19 protein-coding genes and 3 tRNA genes are annotated in these 22,703 nt (G+C 59.0%); 17 read left to right on the top strand and 5 right to left on the bottom strand.

Going from position 1 to position 22,703, the window contains the following annotated elements; all coding sequences use genetic code 11:
* The first annotated feature begins 12 nt into the window (after nt 1-12).
* Complete coding sequence (locus VD17_RS15935; protein WP_046054614.1) at nt 13-777, top strand: ABC transporter ATP-binding protein; 765 nt, start codon at nt 13-15, stop codon at nt 775-777.
* Between the two features lie 128 nt (nt 778-905).
* On the opposite strand, the gene VD17_RS15930 is transcribed toward VD17_RS15935, so the two are convergent.
* A complete protein-coding gene (locus VD17_RS15930) occupies nt 906-1,115 on the bottom strand; it encodes a hypothetical protein (protein WP_033058968.1) in 210 nt (69 codons plus the stop codon).
* Nucleotides 1,116-1,221: 106 nt separating this feature from the next.
* On the bottom strand, nt 1,222-1,788 hold the full coding sequence (gene dcd / locus VD17_RS15925) for a dCTP deaminase (RefSeq protein WP_007904652.1): 567 nt from the start codon (nt 1,786-1,788) through the stop codon (nt 1,222-1,224).
* A gap of 354 nt (nt 1,789-2,142) precedes the next feature.
* On the opposite strand from dcd, the gene VD17_RS15920 reads away from it, so the two are divergent.
* The gene (locus VD17_RS15920) at nt 2,143-2,352 is read left to right on the top strand and encodes a cold-shock protein (RefSeq protein ID WP_002554837.1); all 210 of its coding nucleotides are present in this window, start codon (nt 2,143-2,145) and stop codon (nt 2,350-2,352) included.
* A 109-nt stretch (nt 2,353-2,461) separates the two neighbouring features.
* On the opposite strand, the gene VD17_RS15915 is transcribed toward VD17_RS15920, so the two are convergent.
* A complete protein-coding gene (locus VD17_RS15915; RefSeq protein WP_046054613.1) occupies nt 2,462-3,469 on the bottom strand; it encodes a DUF481 domain-containing protein in 1,008 nt (335 codons plus the stop codon).
* 162 nt (nt 3,470-3,631) lie between these two features.
* On the opposite strand from VD17_RS15915, the gene VD17_RS15910 reads away from it, so the two are divergent.
* From VD17_RS15910 to VD17_RS15895, 4 genes are all read left to right on the top strand, one after another.
* On the top strand, nt 3,632-3,985 hold the full coding sequence (locus tag VD17_RS15910; protein WP_008153938.1) for an MGMT family protein: 354 nt from the start codon (nt 3,632-3,634) through the stop codon (nt 3,983-3,985).
* A gap of 44 nt (nt 3,986-4,029) precedes the next feature.
* The gene (locus VD17_RS15905; RefSeq protein ID WP_046054612.1) at nt 4,030-5,595 is read left to right on the top strand and encodes an AmpG family muropeptide MFS transporter; all 1,566 of its coding nucleotides are present in this window, start codon (nt 4,030-4,032) and stop codon (nt 5,593-5,595) included.
* A 144-nt stretch (nt 5,596-5,739) separates the two neighbouring features.
* Nucleotides 5,740-7,455 (top strand): proline--tRNA ligase, encoded by a 1,716-nt coding sequence (locus tag VD17_RS15900; RefSeq protein ID WP_046054611.1) that lies wholly within the window; start codon nt 5,740-5,742, stop codon nt 7,453-7,455.
* 17 nt (nt 7,456-7,472) lie between these two features.
* Entirely contained in the window at nt 7,473-8,426 is a 954-nt protein-coding gene (locus VD17_RS15895) for a hypothetical protein (RefSeq protein ID WP_046054610.1), read from the top strand.
* A gap of 112 nt (nt 8,427-8,538) precedes the next feature.
* Here VD17_RS15895 and dinB read toward each other — a convergent pair whose 3' ends face one another.
* Nucleotides 8,539-9,600, bottom strand: a complete 1,062-nt coding sequence (gene dinB / locus VD17_RS15890) for a DNA polymerase IV (RefSeq protein WP_008153950.1) — start codon at nt 9,598-9,600, stop codon at nt 8,539-8,541.
* A gap of 300 nt (nt 9,601-9,900) precedes the next feature.
* Here dinB and VD17_RS15885 point away from each other — a divergent pair.
* The 5 genes from VD17_RS15885 (at nt 9,901) to VD17_RS15865 (ending at nt 14,808) form a co-directional block, all read left to right on the top strand.
* Nucleotides 9,901-9,977 (top strand) — tRNA-Met (locus VD17_RS15885).
* A 231-nt stretch (nt 9,978-10,208) separates the two neighbouring features.
* Nucleotides 10,209-10,285: transfer RNA gene (locus VD17_RS15880), tRNA-Met, on the top strand.
* Between the two features lie 231 nt (nt 10,286-10,516).
* A tRNA-Met gene (locus VD17_RS15875) sits at nt 10,517-10,593 on the top strand.
* Between the two features lie 277 nt (nt 10,594-10,870).
* On the top strand, nt 10,871-13,513 hold the full coding sequence (gene mprF, locus VD17_RS15870) for a bifunctional lysylphosphatidylglycerol flippase/synthetase MprF (RefSeq protein ID WP_046054609.1): 2,643 nt from the start codon (nt 10,871-10,873) through the stop codon (nt 13,511-13,513).
* A complete protein-coding gene (locus VD17_RS15865; protein ID WP_046054608.1) occupies nt 13,513-14,808 on the top strand; it encodes a virulence factor family protein in 1,296 nt (431 codons plus the stop codon). Before mprF ends, VD17_RS15865 begins: the two co-directional genes overlap by 1 nt.
* A 265-nt stretch (nt 14,809-15,073) precedes the next feature.
* Here VD17_RS15865 and VD17_RS15860 read toward each other — a convergent pair whose 3' ends face one another.
* Nucleotides 15,074-16,975, bottom strand: coding sequence for a potassium transporter Kup (locus VD17_RS15860; RefSeq protein ID WP_046054607.1), 1,902 nt, complete (start codon nt 16,973-16,975; stop codon nt 15,074-15,076).
* A 443-nt stretch (nt 16,976-17,418) separates the two neighbouring features.
* Here VD17_RS15860 and rimO point away from each other — a divergent pair, with 443 nt between their 5' ends.
* The 6 genes from rimO (at nt 17,419) to tsaA (ending at nt 22,689) form a co-directional block, all read left to right on the top strand.
* Nucleotides 17,419-18,756, top strand: a complete 1,338-nt coding sequence (rimO, locus tag VD17_RS15855) for a 30S ribosomal protein S12 methylthiotransferase RimO (RefSeq protein WP_008153968.1) — start codon at nt 17,419-17,421, stop codon at nt 18,754-18,756.
* Nucleotides 18,757-18,869: 113 nt separating this feature from the next.
* Nucleotides 18,870-19,343: a GNAT family N-acetyltransferase gene (locus VD17_RS15850; protein WP_046054606.1), complete on the top strand. Its 474-nt coding sequence runs from the start codon at nt 18,870-18,872 to the stop codon at nt 19,341-19,343.
* A gap of 204 nt (nt 19,344-19,547) precedes the next feature.
* Complete coding sequence (locus VD17_RS15845; protein ID WP_033058947.1) at nt 19,548-20,258, top strand: rRNA pseudouridine synthase; 711 nt, start codon at nt 19,548-19,550, stop codon at nt 20,256-20,258.
* Between the two features lie 75 nt (nt 20,259-20,333).
* Nucleotides 20,334-20,804, top strand: a complete 471-nt coding sequence (locus tag VD17_RS15840; RefSeq protein WP_046054605.1) for a DUF1456 family protein — start codon at nt 20,334-20,336, stop codon at nt 20,802-20,804.
* 227 nt (nt 20,805-21,031) lie between these two features.
* Nucleotides 21,032-21,802: an SDR family oxidoreductase gene (locus VD17_RS15835; protein WP_046054604.1), complete on the top strand. Its 771-nt coding sequence runs from the start codon at nt 21,032-21,034 to the stop codon at nt 21,800-21,802.
* Between the two features lie 185 nt (nt 21,803-21,987).
* Nucleotides 21,988-22,689 (top strand): tRNA (N6-threonylcarbamoyladenosine(37)-N6)-methyltransferase TrmO, encoded by a 702-nt coding sequence (gene tsaA, locus VD17_RS15830; protein WP_046054603.1) that lies wholly within the window; start codon nt 21,988-21,990, stop codon nt 22,687-22,689.
* The last annotated feature ends 14 nt before the right edge of the window (nt 22,690-22,703 follow it).

The following is a 22,703-nucleotide window of genomic DNA, read 5'->3' as shown; positions in this document are numbered from 1 at the left end:
GATGCATGCCCCATGTACAAACTGACCATTGAAGGCCTGCATAAAAGCTATGGCGAACATGAAGTACTCAAAGGCGTTTCGCTCAAGGCCAACACCGGCGACGTCATCAGCCTGATCGGCGCCAGCGGCTCGGGCAAAAGTACTTTCCTGCGTTGCATCAACTTTCTCGAACAGCCAAACGACGGCGCCATGAGCCTGGACGGCCAGAACGTCCGCATGATCAAGGATCGCCACGGCATGCACGTGGCCGACCCCGATGAACTGCAAAAAATCCGCACCCGCCTGGCCATGGTGTTCCAGCACTTCAACCTGTGGAGCCACATGACGGTGCTGGAAAACATCACCATGGCCCCGCGCCGGGTGCTGGGCTGCAGCAAAAAGGAAGCCGAAGACCGCGCACGGCGCTACCTCGACAAGGTCGGGTTGGCGGCACGCGTGGCGGATCAATACCCGGCGTTTCTTTCCGGTGGCCAGCAGCAACGGGTCGCCATCGCCCGGGCGTTGGCCATGGAACCAGAAGTCATGCTGTTCGACGAACCGACCTCGGCACTCGATCCCGAACTGGTGGGTGAGGTGCTCAGGGTGATCCAGGGTCTGGCCGAAGAAGGCCGGACCATGATCATGGTGACCCACGAAATGAGCTTCGCCCGCAAAGTATCGAGTCAGGTGTTGTTTCTGCACCAAGGGTTGGTGGAGGAAGAAGGTGCACCGGACGACGTGCTGGGCAACCCGAAAAGTGAGCGGTTGAAGCAGTTCCTGAGCGGTAACCTCAAGTAACCCTGACACCCTGTAGGAGCGAAGCTTGCTCGCGAAGGCGGTGTGTCAGCCGACATTATCGTGCCTGACACATCGCCTTCGCGAGCAAGCTTCGCTCCTACATGCCATTCATTTTTCGCAGGCGGCGATCAAGCAACGGGCGCAGGAGGCGGCTCATCCGGCAGCGTAGGTTCACCGGGCTCGCTGGGTTGTTCGTTGGGGGTATCGGGATCAGGCTGACCGGGGATGCCCCCTGCCATGCTGATGGGTGGATGTGCCAACAAGGACCAGGCCAAAACGCCAACCTGATTGGGCTCAAGCCTTGCCAGTTCGGCACTTATTCGCGGATCGATCTTCATAGGGCACTCCTGAGCGATGGCCCCGTCCGCGTTGCGCGAACGGGGCAGTACACCCAATAGAGTGTCTACCCGCTCAAGAATTCCCAAGACCTGCCAGACGAACGGATCAGGTGCGTGGCAGGGTAACGCCGCGCTGTCCCTGATACTTGCCGCCACGGTCCTTGTAGGACACTTCGCACTCTTCGTCGGATTCAAGGAACAGCATTTGTGCCACGCCTTCGTTCGCGTAGATTTTCGCCGGCAGATTGGTGGTGTTGGAGAACTCCAGGGTCACATGCCCCTCCCACTCAGGCTCAAGCGGCGTGACGTTGACGATGATGCCGCAGCGCGCATAGGTGCTTTTACCCAGGCAAATGGTCAACACATTACGTGGAATGCGGAAATATTCGACGGTGCTGGCCAGGGCGAAGGAGTTCGGCGGAATGATGCACACGTCGCTGTGGATGTCGACGAAGCTGCCAGCATCGAAGTTTTTCGGGTCGACGATAGCCGAATTGATGTTGGTGAACACCTTGAAATGATTTGTGCAACGCACATCGTAGCCGTAGCTTGACACGCCGTAGGAGATCACACGGCTATCGTCGCTGCCGCGCACCTGGCGCTCTACGAAGGGCTCGATCATGCCGTGCTCTTGCGCCATGCGGCGAATCCACTTGTCCGATTTGATGCTCATGGCGGGTGTCCTGAATAGCGAGGTGGAAAAAATCTGTCCGGCATCTTACCGGGCGCGCGCTTCGGGTTCAAAGTCCGGGGCGCAAATCTTGCCGATCCCCCGTAATTTCCGGCCCTTGCGGGAAAATCGGCGGACCGTCAGTCATGAAAACAGAGAAACCTTCGCCGGAAGCATTGGCACGTTCCGGAAAAAGGGTTAAGGTGGCGCCACTGTGCTGCTTGTGTCACTGAGAATCTCTACACGATATGTTGAATTTCGATCCAACCATCTACAAGAATTTTTCCTGCTCTTTGCACTCAGTCTCGGCCAGGGTTCTTCCTGAGTCGCAGTTATCTTTGTTCAAGGAGTTACACCATGTCTAATCGCCAAACTGGTACCGTTAAGTGGTTCAACGATGAAAAAGGCTTCGGCTTCATCACTCCACAATCCGGTGACGACCTGTTCGTTCACTTCAAAGCTATCCAATCCGACGGCTTCAAAAGCCTGAAAGAAGGCCAACAGGTTTCTTTCATCGCTACCCGCGGTCAGAAAGGCATGCAAGCTGAAGAAGTTCAAGTTATCTAACTTGTACTTGCTTTAGTAAAAAGCCCCGCCCTCAAAAGCGGGGCTTTTTTGTGCCTGTCTGTTTTGCAGGCAAAAAAAATCGCAGCCCAGGGCTGCGATTTTTTGCGTCTTACCAAGCCACGCCAAACCCTGCGGTATACCGGGTCTTGTCCAAATCAGCATCGTCGGTGCCGCTGATGATGTCGCGCTCAGCCTTAAGGTTAAGCGACGCCCATTCGGTCACTTTGTAGCGCAAGCCCATTTCGGCATCGAGCGCGTAATCCGCCACGCCCGACAACGGCTTGCCCACTTCGCCGTTCGTAAAGAACTCCACCTTCTTACCAATCAGGTAGCGGTTGTAGTCCCACTTCATCGCCACGGAATAGAAATTTTCTTTGCTGCCGTCAGCGAACTCATAGTCCGTGCGGTTGACCAGCGAGCCCAGCGAGAATGCGCCCAGTTCGTCGTCCCAGAATTGGTAACCGGGGCCGGTACCGATTGTGCGCTGGCGGGCCAGCTCTTCGACCTTGTCGCGCTTATAGACCGCGCGCCCTTGCCAGAACCATTTTTCGGTCAGGAAGCGGTCGAGCGAGTATTCGCCCCGCAAGTTGTCGGTAGTAACCACGTCATCCTGAAATTCGCGGTTGTACTCGCCTTCTGCGGTGTGTCGCCATCTGCCATGACGCGCAGTGGTCTTGAAGTCGATATCGTAATCGTCGGTGTCTTTCTCGGCCCGCTGATAATCCAGCGCTGCATCGACATTACCCTTCCACACCAAATCCTCTATCACCGGCTTGGGCTTGAGGATCTGCTGAATGCTGGCCAGTTCGACAGTCTTGGGAGCCTCGCCGTTGGCCAGGGTGACCTTGCCGTCTTCGGCAGCATGCAGCGCCTTGGCCTTTTCACCGGTGTAGGCATCCTGCTTGACCAGCAATTCCTGATCGCTTTCCAGGGTTTTAACCTGTTTCCAGTCGATCGGGACGGAACCGGCGTACTCAGTCTGAATCAACAGCTTGCCGCCATCGAAAACGGTGATCTTGCCGCTCAGCTTGTCACCGTTCTTCAACCAGACGGTATCGGCGAGCAAGGGCGTGGAAGCACTGACGACAGCCAGGCACAGCAGGGTTCTGGACAACATAAGCAATACAGGCTCAGGTTTGCGAAAAAAAGTCGGCATTATCCATACGAATAAGACCCTAGCAAGGACTGACCCGACTATTTCTATTGAGTTCATTTCTCAATAGGTGATCCAGGATTTACTCTACAGACGGTAAGGCGAACTTTTTCAGGAACTGCCGACGTGACCGACTCAACCACTGAAACCGATAGTCCGGCGCAAATCCGACGCACGGCGCTGTACCTGACACTGGCGCAAGTCCCAGAGGGCAAAGTCGTGAGTTACGGTCAGCTCGCCGAGCTGGCGGGACTGGGTCGCGCCGCCCGCTTCGTCGGACGGACACTGAGCCAACTGCCGGGCGACAGCAAATTACCCTGGCACCGTGTGCTCGGCGCCGGCGGGCGTATCAGCCTGCCTGCAGGCAGCCCTTCAGGGGATGAACAACGCGCGCGTTTGCGCATGGAGGGCATCAGTATCCTGAACAATCGTGTTGATATTCAGCGCCATGGCTGGCGCCCGGTAGAGCACAGCGGTTAGAGTGCGCGCTTTGTTTCCGTATTTCTTGAGGCAGACTCCAGCCCATGCCCCGTAAAACCTGGCGCGCCGCGCTCGCCGCCTATGCCAGCCCATCGACGCTCGTACTGTTGCTGCTTGGTTTCGCCGCCGGCCTGCCCTATATGCTGGTGTTTTCGACACTTTCGGTCTGGCTGCGCGAAGCCGGTGTGGCTCGCGAAACCATTGGCTATGCAAGCCTGATCGGCCTGGCCTACGCCTTTAAATGGGTCTGGTCACCGCTGCTCGATCAATGGCGCCTGCCATTACTCGGCAAGCTCGGTCGCCGGCGTTCCTGGCTCGTGCTTTCCCAGGCACTGGTCATCCTCGGCCTGATCGGGATGGGTTTCTGCGACCCGCAAAAGCATTTGTCCTGGCTGATCGCTATTGCTGTGGTCGTTGCTTTCGCTTCGGCGACACAAGACATCGCGGTCGACGCCTATCGCCTGGAAATCGCTGACGACACCCGCCAGGCCGCCCTCGCCGCCAGTTACATGTCCGGTTATCGGATCGCCGCGCTGCTGGCCACCGCCGGCGCCCTGTTCTTCGCTGAAGGCTTCGGCTCCACCGGTTTCAACTATAAGCATTCGGCATGGGCCGGCACCTACATCCTGTTCGGTGCCTTGATGGTTCCGGCGCTGCTGACCTCCTTTTTCATGCGCGAACCGCCGGTGCCGCTGCGCACACAGCTTCAGGCCGGGCGCTACAGCTTTGTGCATCAACTGGCCTCAGTGTTTGTGCTGATCGTGCTGCTGGTTTCCGTGCCGGCCATGTTCACTCAGTTGTACAACACCGATTTCGCCAGCGTGCTTTTCCAAGGCGTGAGCGTGCTCGACCTGCTGCTCGAAGACCGCGCGTTCCTGCGGGCAATCCTCTACACCACCCTCACCGCCATATGCCTGTCGGCCATTGGCCGCCGTGGCCTGGCGCCGGTGCTGACGCCGATCAACGACTTCATTCTGCGCTACCGCTGGCAAGCGTTCCTGTTGCTTGGGCTGATCGCCACCTACCGGATGTCCGACACGGTCATGGGTGTGATGGCTAACGTGTTCTACATCGACCAAGGCTTCACCAAGGATCAGATTGCCAGCGTCAGCAAGATCTTTGGCCTGATCATGACCCTGGTCGGCGCCGGCATGGGCGGCCTGTTGATTGTGCGCTTCGGCATCTTGCCTATTCTGCTCATCGGCGGCATTGCATCAGCCGGCACCAACCTGCTGTTCCTGATGCTCGCCGACATGGGCGCCAACCTGAACATGCTGATCCTCACCATTTCCCTGGATAACTTCAGTTCGGGCCTGGCGACCTCGGCGTTTGTCGCCTACCTGTCGAGCCTGACCAACTTGAAGTTCTCCGCGACCCAGTACGCCCTGCTCAGCTCGATCATGCTTTTGCTGCCACGCCTGATCGGCGGCTACTCGGGGGTCATGGTGGAGAAATTCGGTTATCACAATTTCTTCCTGATCACTGCCCTGCTGGGCGTACCGACGCTGCTGTTGATCGCGCTGCACTGGTTCCAGGAGAGCCGCCGCGAAGGTCCGACGCCAACGCCGACACCAGAACCGGTTCCGACCCAGGTCGCGGAAGAATCGTAGGTTCTTTAGCAGGAAGCAGCGCAGAGGGCGCGGGGATTCCCGCCCCCTAGCCACACCCCGCCGACCGCACGCCTGTACGCCAGCAGATCTCGCCCGTACAATGCTCAGTCATTTCTCGTCATCAGCAACCGACAACGGCCAACCATGCGCACCAGTCAATTTTTGCTCGCCACACAGAAAGAAACGCCTTCCGACGCGGTCGTAATCAGCCATCAGCTGATGCTGCGCGCCGGCATGATCCGCAAACTCGCCTCGGGCCTGTACACCTGGCTGCCGATGGGCTTGCGAGTGATGCGCAAGGTCGAAGCCGTCGTTCGTGAAGAAATGAACGCCGCGGGCTCTCTCGAAGTGTTGATGCCGAGCACCCAACCGGCTGAGCTGTGGCAGGAATCCGGTCGCTGGGAAGAATACGGCCCTGAATTGTTGCGCTTCAAGGATCGCCACGGTCGCGATTTCTGCGCCGGCCCGACTCACGAAGAAGTCATCACTGACCTGATGCGCAACGAGTTGAGCAGCTACAAACAGTTGCCGATCAACCTGTACCAGATCCAGACCAAGTTCCGTGACGAAATCCGTCCACGCTTCGGTTTGATGCGCGGTCGCGAATTCATCATGAAGGACGCCTACTCCTTCCACGCCGACCAGGCATCGCTGCAAGTCACCTACGACCGTATGCACCAGGCGTATTGCAACGTGTTCACCCGTCTGGGCCTGAAATTCCGCCCGGTTGAAGCCGACAACGGCTCGATCGGTGGTGCCGGCTCCCACGAGTTCCACGTGCTGGCCGAATCCGGCGAAGACGATATCGTCTTCAGCAACGGCTCCGAGTACGCGGCGAACATCGAGAAAGCCGAAGCCGTGCCACGCGAAACGTCTCGCCCTGCACCTGCCGAAGAGCTGCGTCTGGTCGACACGCCGAACGCCAAGACCATTGCGCAACTGGTCGAAGGCTTCAACCTGCCGATTGAAAAGACCATCAAGACCCTGGTGGTTCACGCCGAAGAGAAAGGCAAGCTGATTGCCCTGATTATCCGTGGCGACCACGAGCTGAACGAAATCAAGGCCGGCAATCAGCCTGGCGTTGCCAGCCCGCTGGTCATGGCCTCCGAAGCCGAACTGCGCGACGCCATTGGCGCCGGTGCCGGCTCCCTCGGCCCGTTGAACCTGCCGCTGCCAATCATCATCGACCGTTCCGTCGAGCTGATGAGCGACTTCGGCATCGGTGCCAACATCGATGACAAACACTATTTCGGCGTGAACTGGGAGCGTGATCTGCCGGTTCCGACCGTAGCCGACCTGCGCAACGTGGTCGCCGGCGACCCGAGCCCGGATGGCAAGGGCACCCTGGAAATCAAGCGCGGCATCGAAGTCGGGCACATCTTCCAGCTGGGCAACAAGTACAGCAAAGCGATGAAGTGCGAAGTGCTGGGCGAGAATGGCAAGCCAGTCACCCTGGAAATGGGTTGCTACGGCATCGGCGTTTCCCGCGTGGTGGCTGCGGCCATCGAGCAGAACAACGACGCCAACGGGATCATCTGGAGTGACACGCTGGCCCCGTTCCAGGTCGCGCTGGTACCGCTGCGCTACGAAACCGAACAGGTTCGCGAAGCCACCGACAAGCTGTATGCACAATTGACTGCCGCCGGCTTCGAAGTACTGCTGGACGACCGCGACAAGAAAACCAGCCCGGGCATCAAGTTCGCGGACATGGAGCTGATCGGCATTCCTCACCGGATCGTGGTCAGTGACCGCGGCCTCGCCGAAGGCAATCTTGAATACAAGAGCCGCACCGAGCCCGAAGCGCACGCGCTGCCGGTCGCAGACGTGCTGTCCTTCCTTCAGTCCCGTATCCGCCGCTGACACCAGATAGAGAAGTCATGTTCAAGCGAAACACCTTAGGCCTCGGTGGTGCCGCCCTGTGCGGCACCCTGCTGGTCAGCGGCTGTGCCAATCACATGTCACAACGCAGCGAGCACGAGGAACGTGTCGAGCGTAAATTGCTCGATCACAGCCTGCAGATTGATGTCGGCGAGCCAAAGGTGCTTGAGCTGCCGCAACGTCGGGTGAAGATCCACGAGCAGAAGACTTTCGAAGTCACCGAATTCGAAGTCACACGCCACTACGACCGCTACACGCCTTACCAACCCTGGCGGGAGGCTTACGAGATCCCGCTGGGTGCGGTGGCCGTGGTGGCTGGTGTCGGCGCGAACGTGGTCAACGTGTTCGCCCTCGGCACCCTGCCGGACAGCGTGACGAAAGAGTGGTTGAGCTACGGTTTCGCCGGGCTCAACCCGTTCATGAACGTGCAGTCTCACGGTCGTGCGCAACAGAACCTGGCGGGAATCGATGAGGTCCAGCGCGACAAGCGCACCGAATACTCGAGCCTGCCATGGAGCGAGCGTCCGGTTGAGGTCAAGGCCGGCAAGGAAACGTTCGAGATGAGCACCGACAAAAACGGTGTATTGCGCGTGAACCTGCTGGACAGCCCGTTCGCCGAACATGACATCAATCATTTGAGCCGGCTGCTGATCAGCGTCCAGGATGCTCAGGACGACGTGCACACCAATTCGTCCCTGGCGGTCAGTAGCTCCTTACGCGGCAAGCTGCTCGAAGCTCACGGGCTGATTTACGACGACCTCGAAGACGACGAAGTGAGCCAGTGGGTACACCGGGTCAAACGTTTGTCAGAACTGGGCCTGGAAGAAGAAGCCACCGAGCTGGAACAAAGCCTGATCGAACTGACGCGCAACGATCCCGAGTTGCAGACCGAATTCCTCAAATCCTTGACCAAGAATGCCGGGCGACTGGTAGCGGATCCGGGACCGAATTAAGACTAAAAGCTTTGTCGGAACGCCGCCCGGAGCAAGCTCGCTCCCACAGGGTTAATGCAATACCTGTGGGAGCGAGCCTGCTCGCGAAGAGGCCCTGACATTCACCTCTGAACTACCGCTCAAACAACTCCATCTGCTCAAACCCGCCCCTCAAATCCTCCAGCCGCACCCCAATCCCCAGCAACCGCACCGGTTTGCCGCCGCGATTGAACGCCTGGGTCAGCAACAACTGATAGCTCCCCAAATCCCGCCCTGCCCCGGCCTGCTCCAGAGTGGTCTGGGTGAAGTCATGGAATTTCACTTTGACGAACGGCTTGCCCGGTCGATAGCTGCTGTCGATTCGCGCCATGCGGCCGGCCAGGGTTTCCAGTAGTTCGGGTAATTTATCGAGGCAGCTCACCAGATCCGGCAGGTCGACGTCGTAGGTGTTTTCGACACTGATCGACTGCCGACGACTGTCGTTGTGCACCAACCGGTCATCGATCCCACGGGCCAGGCTCCAGAGTCGCTCGCCGAAGCTGCCGAATTCGCGCACAAGTGCCAACTTGTCCCATTCGCGCAGATGCGAACAATCGACAATGCCAAGCCTGCCTAATTTGTCCGCGGTCACTTTGCCAACGCCGTGCAGCTTGCTCACCGGCAAACCACTGACAAAATCTTCGACCTGATCCGGCGTAATGACGAACAAGCCGTTGGGTTTCTTCCAGTCGCTGGCGATCTTGGCCAGAAACTTGTTCGGCGCCACCCCAGCCGAAACGGTGATGTGCAGTTGATTAGAGACGCGACGGCGAATGTCCTGGGCAATTCGCGTGGCGCTGCCACCGAAATGCGCACTGTCCGACACGTCGAGGTAGGCCTCATCCAGCGAAAGCGGCTCGATCAAGTCGGTGTAATCGCGAAAGATCGTATGAATTTCCTTAGAGGCTTCTCTATAGGCATCCATGCGCGGCTTGACGATGGTCAGGTCCGGGCACAGCTTCAAGGCATGTCCGGAAGACATGGCCGAGCGCACCCCATAAGCCCGCGCTTCATAATTGCAGGTAGCGATCACGCCACGTCGATCCGCAGAACCACCCACTGCCAGAGGTTTCCCGGCCAGGCGCGGGTCATCACGCATCTCGATGGCGGCGTAGAAGCAGTCACAATCAACGTGGATGATTTTTCGCTGCGTCATATAAATGCAGTGTTCATGGTGAAGAAATGGCGTATTGGCGAGTCAGATTGGCAGTATCTCACTGACACCTGTATATAGCACCAGTACTCTGAATGTTCTTTTCTACTTGTAGGAAAAGTGCCGATGAATTTATTTTCTTAATCGAAAAGCTTCACCCGATAAAACTGAAAGCCTTGCCACGCAGGCGTTACAGACAATCACCCTGTGCTATTTTCAAGCTAAGCGATTGAACGGGAAGAGGTTTTCTCTGGACTGAAGGTTGACAGCCCACCGTTCCTCTGTAGAATACCGACACACAGACGCGGGATGGAGCAGTCTGGTAGCTCGTCGGGCTCATAACCCGAAGGTCGTCGGTTCAAATCCGGCTCCCGCAACCAAACATCAAGAAAGGCTACTCGAAAGAGTGGCCTTTTTTGTGCGCGTCTCTTTTGTAAACACGAGATAGAAAAGAGCCGGTAACGGCTGACGGTGCAGGATTGAAAAATCGTTGTGATTCCGAAACTTAAGTCTCCCCCGCCACCGTTCGCCACTCATTTACGCTTATTTCACCTTATTCAGGATTAACGGTAGACACTCCGTCGTTCGCCTGTAGAATGCCGCCACACAGACGCGGGATGGAGCAGTCTGGTAGCTCGTCGGGCTCATAACCCGAAGGTCGTCGGTTCAAATCCGGCTCCCGCAACCAAATATCAAAAAAGGCTACTCGAAAGAGTGGCCTTTTTTGTGCGCGTCTCTTTTGTAAAAACAAGCATGGAAACGAGCGGGCACTTCTCACGGCGCAGAAATGAGAAATCCTTCTGATTCCGAAACTTAAGTCTCCCTCACGACCGTTCGCCGCTCAGTTACGCTTATTTGACCCTATTCCGGATTAACGGTTGACACTCCGGCGTTCGCCTGTAGAATGCCGCCACACAGACGCGGGATGGAGCAGTCTGGTAGCTCGTCGGGCTCATAACCCGAAGGTCGTCGGTTCAAATCCGGCTCCCGCAACCAAACATCAAAAAAGGCTACTCGAAAGAGTGGCCTTTTTTGTATCTGTTGAAAAAGTCCTTTCGCAACAATGATCTGCCACTGTGTAGCGAGCCGTTCGGGATCCCCATGCTCTGAGCCCAGACTATGCTGAGCCACAGACAGAAGCCTCTACGATTGATGGCGCCCCATCGCCGATACCCGGTGAGAGGCGTTAATATTTGTGATTATTTTTTTCTACAGGGATTGGTAACTTGGCTGGATACCCCCATCCTGTCGCGCACAATCCAAGAGGTGATTGATGCGCGCCAACTCGTCTGATCCACAAGACACCGTCACAGCGACACAACCGATCAAGGCCGAGCGTTTGCGCTTGCTGGATCTGGTCAGCAAATATCGTCAGCCCATCGGCCTGGCGGTCACACTGCTGTTATTCGCTATCGCGCTGATTGCCTGTCGTCATCTGCTGAGCGAACTCGACCTGTACGCTTTGCACGACTCGATACTCGAAGTTCCGAAACCGGCATTGCTGGGTGCACTGGCGGCGACCGTGATCGGCTTCATCATTCTGCTGGGTTACGAATGGTCCGCCAGCCGCTACGCAGGCGTGACACTGGCGCCGCGAATCCTGGCCCTGGGTGGGTTCACCGCATTCGCCATCGGCAATGCCATCGGCCTTTCGATGCTCTCGGGGGGCTCGGTCCGCTACCGTTTATATGCGCGTCATGGCCTGGGGGCATCGGACGTCGCTCACATGACGCTGTTCGCCAGCCTCTCGCTCGGCTGCGCCCTGCCCCCACTGGCCGCCCTGGCGACCCTTAGCAACCTGCCGGCGGCCTCGGCTGCCCTGGGACTGTCCGAAGGTTTGCTGGGCATCGTTGCCGCCGCCGTCTTGCTGCTCTTCAGCGTATTGGCCATCGGCATCTATCGCCGTCGCCTTCCGGACCAGCCTTCCCCGGACAACCTGCTGGTCAAGGTCGGGCGCCGCACCTTGCGCCTCCCCGGCCGCCGCCTGACCTTCCTGCAACTGGTCATCACCGCCCTGGACGTCGCAGCCGCTGCGACCGTGCTCTATCTGTTGTTGCCGGAAGCTCCGCCCTTCGGTGCGTTCCTGCTGGTGTACCTGCTGGCCCTGGCCGCTGGCGTGCTCAGCCATGTGCCCGGCGGTGTCGGCGTATTTGAAGCGATCCTGCTGGCCGCCTTCGCCGACACACTCGGCGCTGCCCCACTGGCCGCCGCGCTGCTGCTCTATCGCCTGATCTATGTCGTGCTGCCCTTGTTGGTGGCGTGCGTGTTCTTGCTGATCAATGAAGGTCAGCGCCTGTTTCAGACACGCCAGACACTGCGTGCAGCCTCCGGTCTGGCCGCGCCGATCCTGGCGGTGCTGGTGTTTCTGTCCGGCGTTGTTTTGCTGTTCTCCGGCGTGACCCCGGAAATCGACACGCGCCTGGAGCACATCGGCTTTCTGATTCCGCACCGACTGGTCGACGCCTCGCACTTCGGCGCCAGCCTGGTCGGCGTACTCTGCCTGTTGCTCGCTCAAGGCCTGCGCCGTCGGCTGTCCGCCGCGTGTATGCTAACCACTATTCTTTTGCTGGTCGGCGCCCTGCTCTCGCTGCTCAAGGGTTTCGACTGGGAAGAAGCCTGCCTGCTGATTCTGACCGCGAGCCTGCTGGGTGTTTTCCGACGTTCGTTCTACCGGCCCAGCCGCCTGACTGAAGTGCCGTTTTCGCCTCTCTATCTGGCCTCCAGCCTGTGCGTGCTTGGCGCCTCGATCTGGTTGCTGCTATTCGCTTATCAAGACGTTCCGTACAGCCATCAGCTCTGGTGGCAGTTCACCCTCGACGCCGATGCCCCGCGGGGCTTGCGCTCGCTGCTCGGCGCCGCCGTGCTGCTGGTGGTGGTATCCCTGACCTGGCTGCTGCGCACCGCGCGCCCGGTGATCCATCTGCCAACACCCGATGAACTGGGCCGCGCGGTAAAGATCCTCATGGCCTCCGCCCAACCGGATGGCGGCCTCGCCCTGACCGGTGACAAGGCGCTGCTGTTTCACCCCAATGACGAGGCGTTCCTGATGTACGCCCGCCGTGGTCGCAGCCTGGTGGCCTTGTATGACCCAATCGGCCCGACCCAGCAACGGGCGGAAATGATCTGGCAGTTCCGCGACCTCTGCGACATCCACCACGCCCGCCCTGTGTTCTATCAAGTGCGCGCCGAGAACCTGCCGTACTACATGGACATCGGCCTGACCGCAATCAAGCTCGGTGAAGAAGCCCGGGTCGATCTGCTTCGCTTTGATCTCGAGGCCAAAGGCAAAGAGATGAAAGACCTGCGCTACACCTGGAACCGTGGCACTCGCGATGGCCTGTCGCTGGAGATCTTCGAGCCGGGCCATGCGCCGATGGACGAGCTGAAGGTAATTTCCGATGCCTGGCTGACCGGCAAGAACGTGCGCGAGAAAGGCTTCTCGCTCGGCCGTTTCAGTGATGACTACATCAAGCATTTCCGCGTCGCGGTGATTCGTTTCGAAGGGCGCCCGGTGGCGTTCGCCAACCTGCTCGAGACTTACGGCCATGATTTGGCTAGCCTCGATCTGATGCGCGCGCACCCGGATGCCCCCAAGCTGACCATGGAGTTCATGATGGTCGGCCTGATTCAACATTATAAAAATCATGGATACGCGCGCTTCAGCCTGGGCATGGTGCCGTTGTCGGGGTTGCAACCCCGTCGTGGCGCACCACTGACCCAGCGTCTGGGCTCGATGGTTTTCCGCCGTGGTGAGCAGCTCTACAACTTCCAAGGCTTGCGTCGCTTCAAAGACAAATTCCAGCCTGACTGGGAACCCCGTTATATGGCCGTGCCCGCCGGACTCGATCCGCTGGTTGCCCTGGCCGATACTGCTGCCCTGATTGCAGGCGGCTTGACTGGATTGGTGAAACGCTGATGATTCAACGCTCCTTGCGGTACGTACTGGCCACACTGGTAGTGCTGGCCCTGATTCTCGGTGGCGGTTACTGGTACCTGAAACGCCCGGCACCCGAGCCGACCCTCGAACAGCTGACGCCGGCCGATGGCGCCGTGATGACCCGTGTCATCCCCGGCAACACACCACGCGCCCAAGTGCTGGTGGCGGTCAATGAAGACCAGAAGCTGAGCAACAAACAGTTGATGACCCTGAGCCGCAGTGGTTCGGCTCAGATTGTTCAGGTGATCCTGCCCAAAGACTGCCTGCTGCAAAGTCGCGCCCTGCAATCGGCCCTGAGAGAACTCAAAGGCCCGGCGACCCTGGTCAGCGGGATCGGCCCTGGCGCCGTGCTGGCGTGGCGCTGGTTGTCCGAGCAAAAGGACGACAAGGCTCAGGCCGTCTCCGTCGACCTGGCGCTGGAAAAACCCGGCTGCACTCACCTGCTACCGAAAAGTGCCGCTCATGGGCACTGGCTGGTAGCCTGGAACGACAACCCGGACGACACCAGCGCCGGTTTCGTACGCGACCAACCCAACGCCGAAACCAGCATCAGTGACTACGACATCAACCTGCCGCAAGTGCTGAACAACGAACTGCGCAAGATCCTCGTCGGTGGCGACAAAGCCGCTGGCGGCTTGCAGATCCCGGTGGTCGAAGTGCCCGCTGGCCAAGCCAAGGACACCGTGACCCTGTTCCTGTCCGGTGACGGCGGCTGGCGCGACCTGGACCGCGACGTCGCGGGCGAGATGGCCAAGATCGGCTACCCGGTCGTCGGCATCGACACCTTGCGTTACTACTGGCAGCACAAGAGCCCGGAGCAAAGCGCCCTGGACCTGGCTGAGCTGATGCAACACTACCGGCAGAAATGGGGAACCAAGCGCTTCATCCTGACCGGTTACTCGTTCGGCGCCGACGTCCTGCCTGCAATCTACAACCGCCTGGAGCCATCGGAACAACAACGAGTCGATGCGATCATCCTGCTGGCCTTCGCCCGCACCGGCAGCTTCGAAATCGAAGTCGAAGGCTGGCTCGGCAACGCCGGCAAAGAAGCCGCCACCGGCCCGGAAATGGCCAAGCTGCCGCCGGAAAAAGTGGTGTGCATCTACGGTGAAGAAGAAGTCGACGAGAGTGGCTGCACCGACAAGACCGCGGTGGGTGAGGCAATGAAACTGCCTGGCGGCCATCACTTCGACGAGAACTACCCGGCCCTGGCGCAGCGGTTGGTGGATGTGATCGAGAAGCGTCAAGCGAAGGAAACGGCGGCTCAGGAGTGATCTGAGTCCCGCTGAAAAAAAGCCCTCGTTGCCATTGCGGTAGCGGGGGCTTTTTTGTGGCCGGCGCAATCCCCTGAAGGCAATGAAGATCCCTTGTGGGAGCGAGCTTGCTCGCGATGACGGACCAGCAGTCACCATTGATGTCGACTGACAGACCGCTATCGCGAGCAAGCTCGCTCCCACAGGGGATTCTCAGTGGATTCGAAATCATCAGCTACAAAAAAGCCCCCGCTGCCACAAGGCAACGGGGGCTTTTTGATGTTGCTTACATCTCTACCTGCGTCCCCAGTTCAATCACTCGGTTCAACGGCAGATTGAAGAAGCGCAAATTGCCGTTGGCGTTCTGCAACATGAAGGCGAACAGCGCCTCACGCCAGCGGGCCATGCCTTCGAGTTTGGAGGCGATGACTGTCTCACGGCTGAGGAAGTAGGTGGTGCGCATCGGGCTGAAGTCCAGGTCATCGAGATGACACAGCTTCAGCGCTTGCGGCACGTCCGGCTCGTCGACGAAGCCGAAGTGCAGGATCACCCGGAAGAAGCCTTCGCCGTGGGATTCAACCTCGAAACGCCGTGAAGCCGGCACACGCGGGATGTCTTCGTACACCACCGTCAGCAGTACCACTTGCTCGTGCAGCACCTGGTTGTGCAGCAGGTTGTGCAACAGCGCATGGGGCACGGCGTCGGGGCGCGCGGTCAGAAACACGGCGGTGCCCTGAACGCGATGCGGCGGTTGCACGGCGATGCTGCTGATGAAGATCGGCAGCGGCAATCCACCTTCGTCGAGACGATCGACCAGCAGTTGCTTGCCGCGCTTCCAGGTGGTCATCAGCACAAACAGGGCGATACCGGCGATCACCGGGAATGCACCGCCCTGCACGATTTTCGGCACGTTGGCGGCGAAATACACACCGTCTACCAAGAGGAATCCTAGCAACACCGGAACCGCGAGGACCGGAGGCCATTTCCACAGCAGCAGTATCACCGCCGACACCAGAATGCTGGTCATCAGCATGGTCCCGGTCACTGCCACGCCGTAGGCCGAAGCCAGAGCACCGGAAGATTCGAAACCCAGCACCAGTAACACCACGCCGACCATCAGCGCCCAGTTCACCGCGCCAATGTAGATCTGGCCTTGTTCGGCGCTGGAGGTGTGCCGAATGTGCATGCGCGGAATGTAACCGAGCTGGATCGCCTGACGGGTCAGGGAGAACGCACCCGAAATCACCGCTTGGGAGGCAATCACCGTGGCCATGGTCGACAATCCTACCAATGGAATCAGCGCCCAGCTCGGTGCCAACAGATAGAACGGGTTGCGAGCAGCTTCAGGGTCACCAAGCAGCAGCGCACCCTGGCCGAAGTAGTTCAGCACCAGCGCCGGCAGCACCAGAATGAACCACGCACGGGCAATCGGCTTGCGACCGAAGTGGCCCATGTCGGCGTACAGCGCTTCGGCACCGGTCAAGGCCAGCACTACCGCGCCGAGAATCGCCACGCCCATGCCCGGATGCACAACGAAGAAGCGCACGCCCCAGACCGGGTTCATCGCTTTCAACACTTCCGGATGCTGCATGATGCCGTAGACACCCAGCGCCCCCAGCACCACAAACCAGGTCACCATGATTGGCCCGAACAGGATGCCGATTCGCGCTGTACCGTGACTCTGAATCAGGAACAGCGCCACCAGCACGATCAGCGACAGTGGCACCACCCAATGATCGATACCCTCGAAAGCCAGTCCCAGGCCTTCAATCGCCGAGAGCACAGAGATCGCCGGCGTGATCATGCTGTCACCATAGAACAGCGCCGCGCCGATCAGCCCGCAGACCACCAGCAAAGTGCGCAACTTCGGATGCCCGGCCGCAGCCCGCCGAGCCAGCGCGGTCAAGGCCATGATCCCGCCTTCGCCCTGGTTGTCGGCACGCAGTACGAACATCATGTACTTGATCGACACAACCCAGATCAGCGACCAGAAGATCAGCGCCAGAATTCCCAGCACCCCGTCATGATTGACGGGCACGCCATAGCCACCGGAAAACACTTCTTTGAGGGTGTACAGCGGGCTCGTGCCGATATCGCCATAAACCACCCCGACCGCCGCGACCAGCATGCCGATCGGCTTCGCCGCCGAATGCTCGGCACCCGCCGCCTGACTACTTGCCTGACCCATCCACCACTCCTACTACCAGACCGGACTTCTTTGGAAGAAGCACTATGCTTTGCCGTGCAGCATGCGCTGTTTTACTCACTGTTACAGACGTTTTGTTGACTGTAAAAAATCGGTAAAGCGTAAAGGCGCGAAGCATAGCGCAGCACTCGTCGTATTTCCCTGCATAAAGCTGGTCAAGTGCGCCTCTCATCGCTAGAATTGCGCACTTTTTGATCAGAGGCTAAGCGTCCTGCCTCGCGAATACTGCTGTTTTTTGACGGCGCCTGTTGTTGCCATACTGCGTTGCCGCTTCTCGCCATAGCAAGCTATGACTCGGCGCGGCGCCTTGCCTGGCAACTACAGTCACTCGTCAAAAAGCAGCGTATTCACGAGGCAGGACGCCAAGCGCCCGTCTGTCGCCTTGCCGTCTTCGGCTGGAGGCGTCACAAATACCGAGGTTAGACATGTCCACCACTCCTGCGCCGGCCAATCCAAAAGTTGGCTTCGTATCCCTGGGTTGCCCCAAAGCACTGGTCGACTCCGAGCGCATCCTTACCCAGCTGCGCATGGAAGGCTATGACGTCGTGTCCACTTACGAGGACGCCGATGTCGTGGTGGTCAACACCTGCGGCTTCATCGACTCGGCCAAGGCTGAGTCTCTGGAAGTGATCGGCGAAGCCATCAAGGAAAACGGCAAGGTCATCGTGACCGGCTGCATGGGCGTCGAAGAAGGCAACATTCGCAAGGTGCACCCAAGCGTGCTGGCCGTGACCGGTCCGCAGCAATACGAGCAAGTGGTCAACGCCGTGCACGACGCCGTGCCGCCGCGTCAGGATCACAATCCGCTGATCGACCTGGTGCCGCCGCAAGGCATCAAGCTGACCCCGCGCCACTACGCCTACCTGAAGATTTCCGAAGGCTGCAACCACAGCTGCAGCTTCTGCATCATCCCGTCGATGCGCGGCAAACTGGTCAGCCGTCCGGTCGGTGATGTACTGGACGAGGCTCAGCGCCTGGTCAAGGCCGGCGTCAAAGAGCTGTTGGTGATCTCGCAAGACACCAGCGCCTACGGCGTCGACGTGAAATACCGCACCGGTTTCTGGAACGGCGCGCCGGTAAAAACCCGCATGACCGAACTCTGCGAAGCCCTGAGCACCCTCGGCGTCTGGGTTCGTCTGCACTATGTCTACCCGTACCCGCACGTCGACGAGCTGATTCCGCTGATGGCCGCCGGGAAAATCCTGCCGTACCTGGACATCCCGTTCCAGCACGCCAGCCCGAAAATCCTGAAAGCGATGAAACGCCCGGCCTTCGAAGACAAGACCCTGGCGCGCATCAAGAACTGGCGCGAAATCTGCCCGGACCTGATCATCCGTTCGACCTTCATCGTCGGCTTCCCTGGCGAAACCGAAGAAGACTTCCAGTACCTGCTGAACTGGCTGACTGAAGCGCAACTCGATCGCGTCGGCTGCTTCCAGTACTCGCCAGTCGAAGGCGCACCGGCCAACCTGCTGGACGCGGCCATCGTGCCGGACGACGTCAAGCAAGACCGCTGGGATCGCTTCATGGCGCACCAGCAAGCCATCAGCTCGGCTCGTCTGCAAATGCGTGTTGGCCGTGAAATCGAAGTATTGGTCGATGAAGTCGACGAGCAAGGCGCAGTCGGCCGCTGCTTCTTCGATGCCCCGGAAATCGACGGCAACGTGTTCATCGACAACGGCAGCAACCTGAAACCAGGCGATAAAGTCTGGTGCAAAGTGACCGACGCCGACGAATACGACCTGTGGGCTGAACAGATCTAAACGCAAAAAATACGAAAAGCCCTGCTCTCTTGACGAGATGCGGGGCTTTTTTACGTCTATCGTTTTGTGGGAGAAAGGATTCGCATCATCAACTGCAAAAGGGGCAGCCGGCCATGCGCCAACATTCGGTCATCCACACGCCGAAACAGAGCGACTACCAAGAGCTCACTCAGGTCTGGGAAGCCTCGGTGCGCGCCACCCATGACTTTCTGCCGGACAGCTACATCGAACTGTTGAAAAACCTGGTGCTGACGCGCTACCTCGATGCGGTGATGCTGATCTGCACCAAAGACCCGCGCCAGCGCATCACCGGGTTCGCCGGGGTTGCGGCGGGCAAGATTGAAATGCTTTTCATCGACCCGGCTCACCGCGGTCAGGGCCTGGGCAAGCAGTTGCTACGCTATGCGATGGAACACCTGAATGCCGATGAACTGGACGTCAACGAACAAAACCCGCAAGCCCTGGGTTTCTACTTCAAACAGGGCTTCGAGGTGATTGGCCGTTCGGAAGTCGATGGCATGGGCCAGCCTTATCCATTGCTGCACATGCGTTTGCGCCAAAATCAGCAATGCTCACAACACGGCTGACACAACACGGACCAAGTGTAGGAGTGAGCCGGCTCCGGGCGGCGTTCCGACGATTGCGGTGTGTCATTCAACAGATAAATTGACTGAACTACCGCTTTCGCGAGCAGGCTCACTCCTACAAAAAGCCACGCGGAGCAAATGGAGCCGGGATTAACCGGCGCCACGCAGGTACAATGCCCACCCCTTTTTTGTTACGGCCCTGTCATGACTGACCCGATTCGTCTCTCCAAACGCCTCATCGAACTCGTCGGCTGTTCCCGTCGGGAGGCTGAGCTGTTCATCGAGGGCGGCTGGGTCACCGTGGACGGTGAAGTCATCGACGAGCCGCAGTTCAAGGTCGAGAACCAGAAAGTCGAGCTCGACCCGGAGGCCAAGGCCACCGCGCCGGAGCCGGTGACCATCCTGTTCAACGTTGCGGCGGGCATGGACGCGGAAACGGCCATGGCAACGATCAGCGCCGAGACCTTGAGCGAAGAACACCGCTTCAGTAAACGTCCGCTCAAGGGCCACTTCCTGCGCCTGACCGCCAGCACCGACCTGCAAGCCAACGCCAGCGGTCTTTTGGTGTTCACTCAGGACTGGAAGATCCTGCGCAAACTCACTGCCGACTCCGCCAAGATCGAGCAAGAGTATGTGGTCGAAGTTGAAGGCGACATGGTGGCTCACGGCCTCAACCGCCTGAACCACGGCCTGACCTACAAGGGCAAGGAACTGCCGCCGGTCAAAGCCAGTTGGCAGAACGAAAACCGCCTGCGTTTTGCGATGAAGAACCCACAACCGGGCGTCATCGCCCTGTTCTGCCAGGCCGTAGGCCTGAAGGTTGTCGCCATCCGCCGCATCCGCATTGGCGGCGTGTCCATCGGCAAAGTGCCGTTGGGCCAATGGCGTTACCTGTCCGGCAAAGAGAAGTTCTAAGACTTTTCACGCCGCCACACATTTTGGCGCCGCTGTTGACGCGGCGCCCACTGCTGAATATCAGGATTGCACACCATGATTCATAACGACGTACTGCGCAGCGTGCGCTACATGCTCGACATCAGCGACAAGAAAGTCATCGAGATCATCAAGCTCGGCGGCATGGACTTGGCCCTGGCAGACCTGGTGACGTACCTCGACAAGAAAGAGGAAGACGAGGAAGGCTTCGTACGCTGCCCGGATGAAGTCATTGCACACTTCCTCGATGGCCTGGTGATCTTCAAGCGCGGCAAGGACGAAAGCCGTCCGCCGCAGCCGATCGAAGTGCCGGTGACCAACAACATCATCCTGAAAAAACTGCGTGTGGCTTTCGAACTGAAAGAAGACGACATGCACGCCATCCTCAAGGCCTCCGAGTTCCCGGTGTCCAAGCCTGAGCTGAGCGCGCTGTTCCGCAAGTTCGGCCACACCAACTACCGCCCGTGCGGCGACCAGTTGCTGCGCAACTTCCTCAAGGGCCTGACCCTGCGCGTTCGCCCGCAGTAAGCGCGCGCCGCGGATCTACTGTGTAGGAGCTGTCGAGTGCAACGAGGCTGCGATCTTTTAACTTTGATTGTGAAAACAAGATCAAAAGATCGCAGCCTCGTTGCACTCGACAGCTCCTACACAGTTCCTACAAGGCTGTATAGACCCTCATTCCTCGCAAAAATAGTGGCTCCGCTTCTGGCGGCTGACGACTAGGGTGTATTGACCCTCAGCTCTCAGGATTCGCCATGCACCCGTACTTTTCCCTGCAAGGTCGCACCGCTCTGGTGACCGGCGGCACCCGTGGTATCGGCAAAATGATCGCCAAGGCATTTGTCGAGGCCGGCGCCACTGTGTACGTGTGCGCCCGGGATGCCGAAGCCTGTCAGCAAACGGCTGACGAGTTGAGCGCGTTCGGGCGCTGCCACGGAGTAGCGGCCAACCTGGCCACCGAAGAAGGCGTACATGAGCTGACTACGCGACTGGGCGAGCAGATCACTCATCTGGATATTCTGGTGAACAACGCCGGCACCACGTGGGGTGCGCCGCTGGAGAGCTACCCGGTCAAGGGCTGGGAAAAGGTCATGCAACTGAACGTGACCTCGGTGTTCAACTGCATTCAGCAGTTTTTGCCGCTGCTGCGCAAGGCCGGTTCGGCAGCGAATCCGGCGCGAATTATCAATATCGGCTCGGTGGCAGGCATTTCTTCCTTTGGTGAACAGGCTTATGCCTACGGACCGAGTAAGGCTGCCCTGCATCAACTGTCGCGGATTCTGGCGCGGGAGTTGGTAAGCCAGCACATCAACGTCAACGTCATCGCGCCGGGGCGTTTTCCGAGCAAGATGACGCAGCACATCGGCAATGATGAGCAGGCGTTGGCCGACGACACGGCGTTGATTCCAATGAAACGCTGGGGACGGGAGGAAGAGATGGCGGCGCTGGCGATCAGTCTGGCGAGTACGGCCGGGGCTTACATGACCGGGAATATCATTCCGCTGGATGGTGGGTTTAGTCTCTAGATCGGCGGTGCGGCAAATCGCGAGCAAGCTCGCTCCCACAGGTTTTGTGGTGGACACACATTGTGTGCTCGCTCGAGAACCCTGTGGGAGCGAGCTTGCTCGCGATGGCGGACTGACAGACGCCAGCGATGCAATGGTCGATCGGGTTATCATGCCGCCCTAATCCCCCGCCTTGACCCCAAACCATGACCTACAGCGTCTCTCCCATCGGCTTCGTGCGTTCCTGCTTCAAGGAAAAGTTCGCCATCCCGCGCCAGCCGCAACTGGCCCCGGCCGCTCGCGGCGTACTGGAACTGGTGGCGCCGTTCGATCAGGGCGAAGCGGTGCAAGGTCTGGAACAGGTCAGCCATGTATGGCTGCTGTTCCTGTTTCATCAGGCACTGGAAGAAAAGCCACGGCTGAAAGTCCGCCCTCCTCGTCTCGGCGGTAACAAATCCATGGGCGTGTTCGCCACCCGCGCGACGCATCGCCCCAATGGCATCGGCCAGTCAGTGGTCAAACTAGACAAGGTTGAAGCCAATCGCCTGTGGATATCCGGCATCGACCTGCTGGACGGCACACCGATTCTCGACATCAAACCCTACGTGCCTTACGCCGACATCATCGATACGGCCTCCAACAGCATCGCCAGCGCTGCGCCGCAGCTGATTCCCGTGCAGTGGATGGATTCAGCACTGCAACAGGCTCACGGCCACGCTCAGCGCCTTGAAGAACCACTGGTGGAGCTGATCGAGCAATGCCTGGCACAAGACCCACGTCCGGCGTATCAGACTCCTACACCTGAGCGGGAATATGGTGCGCAATTCTGGGACCTGGACGTACGTTGGCATTATCCCGAGGCGGGTGTGATCCGCGTGCTGGAAGTCATCCCCGCCTCCAACCTGTAGGAGCTGTGTAGGAG

The sequence above is a fragment of the Pseudomonas fluorescens genome, assembly GCF_000968015.1.
Lineage (GTDB): Bacteria > Pseudomonadota > Gammaproteobacteria > Pseudomonadales > Pseudomonadaceae > Aquipseudomonas > Aquipseudomonas fluorescens_W.
The sequence above is the reverse complement of the archived record's forward strand: the minus strand, read 5'-3'. Positions and strand labels throughout refer to the sequence as shown.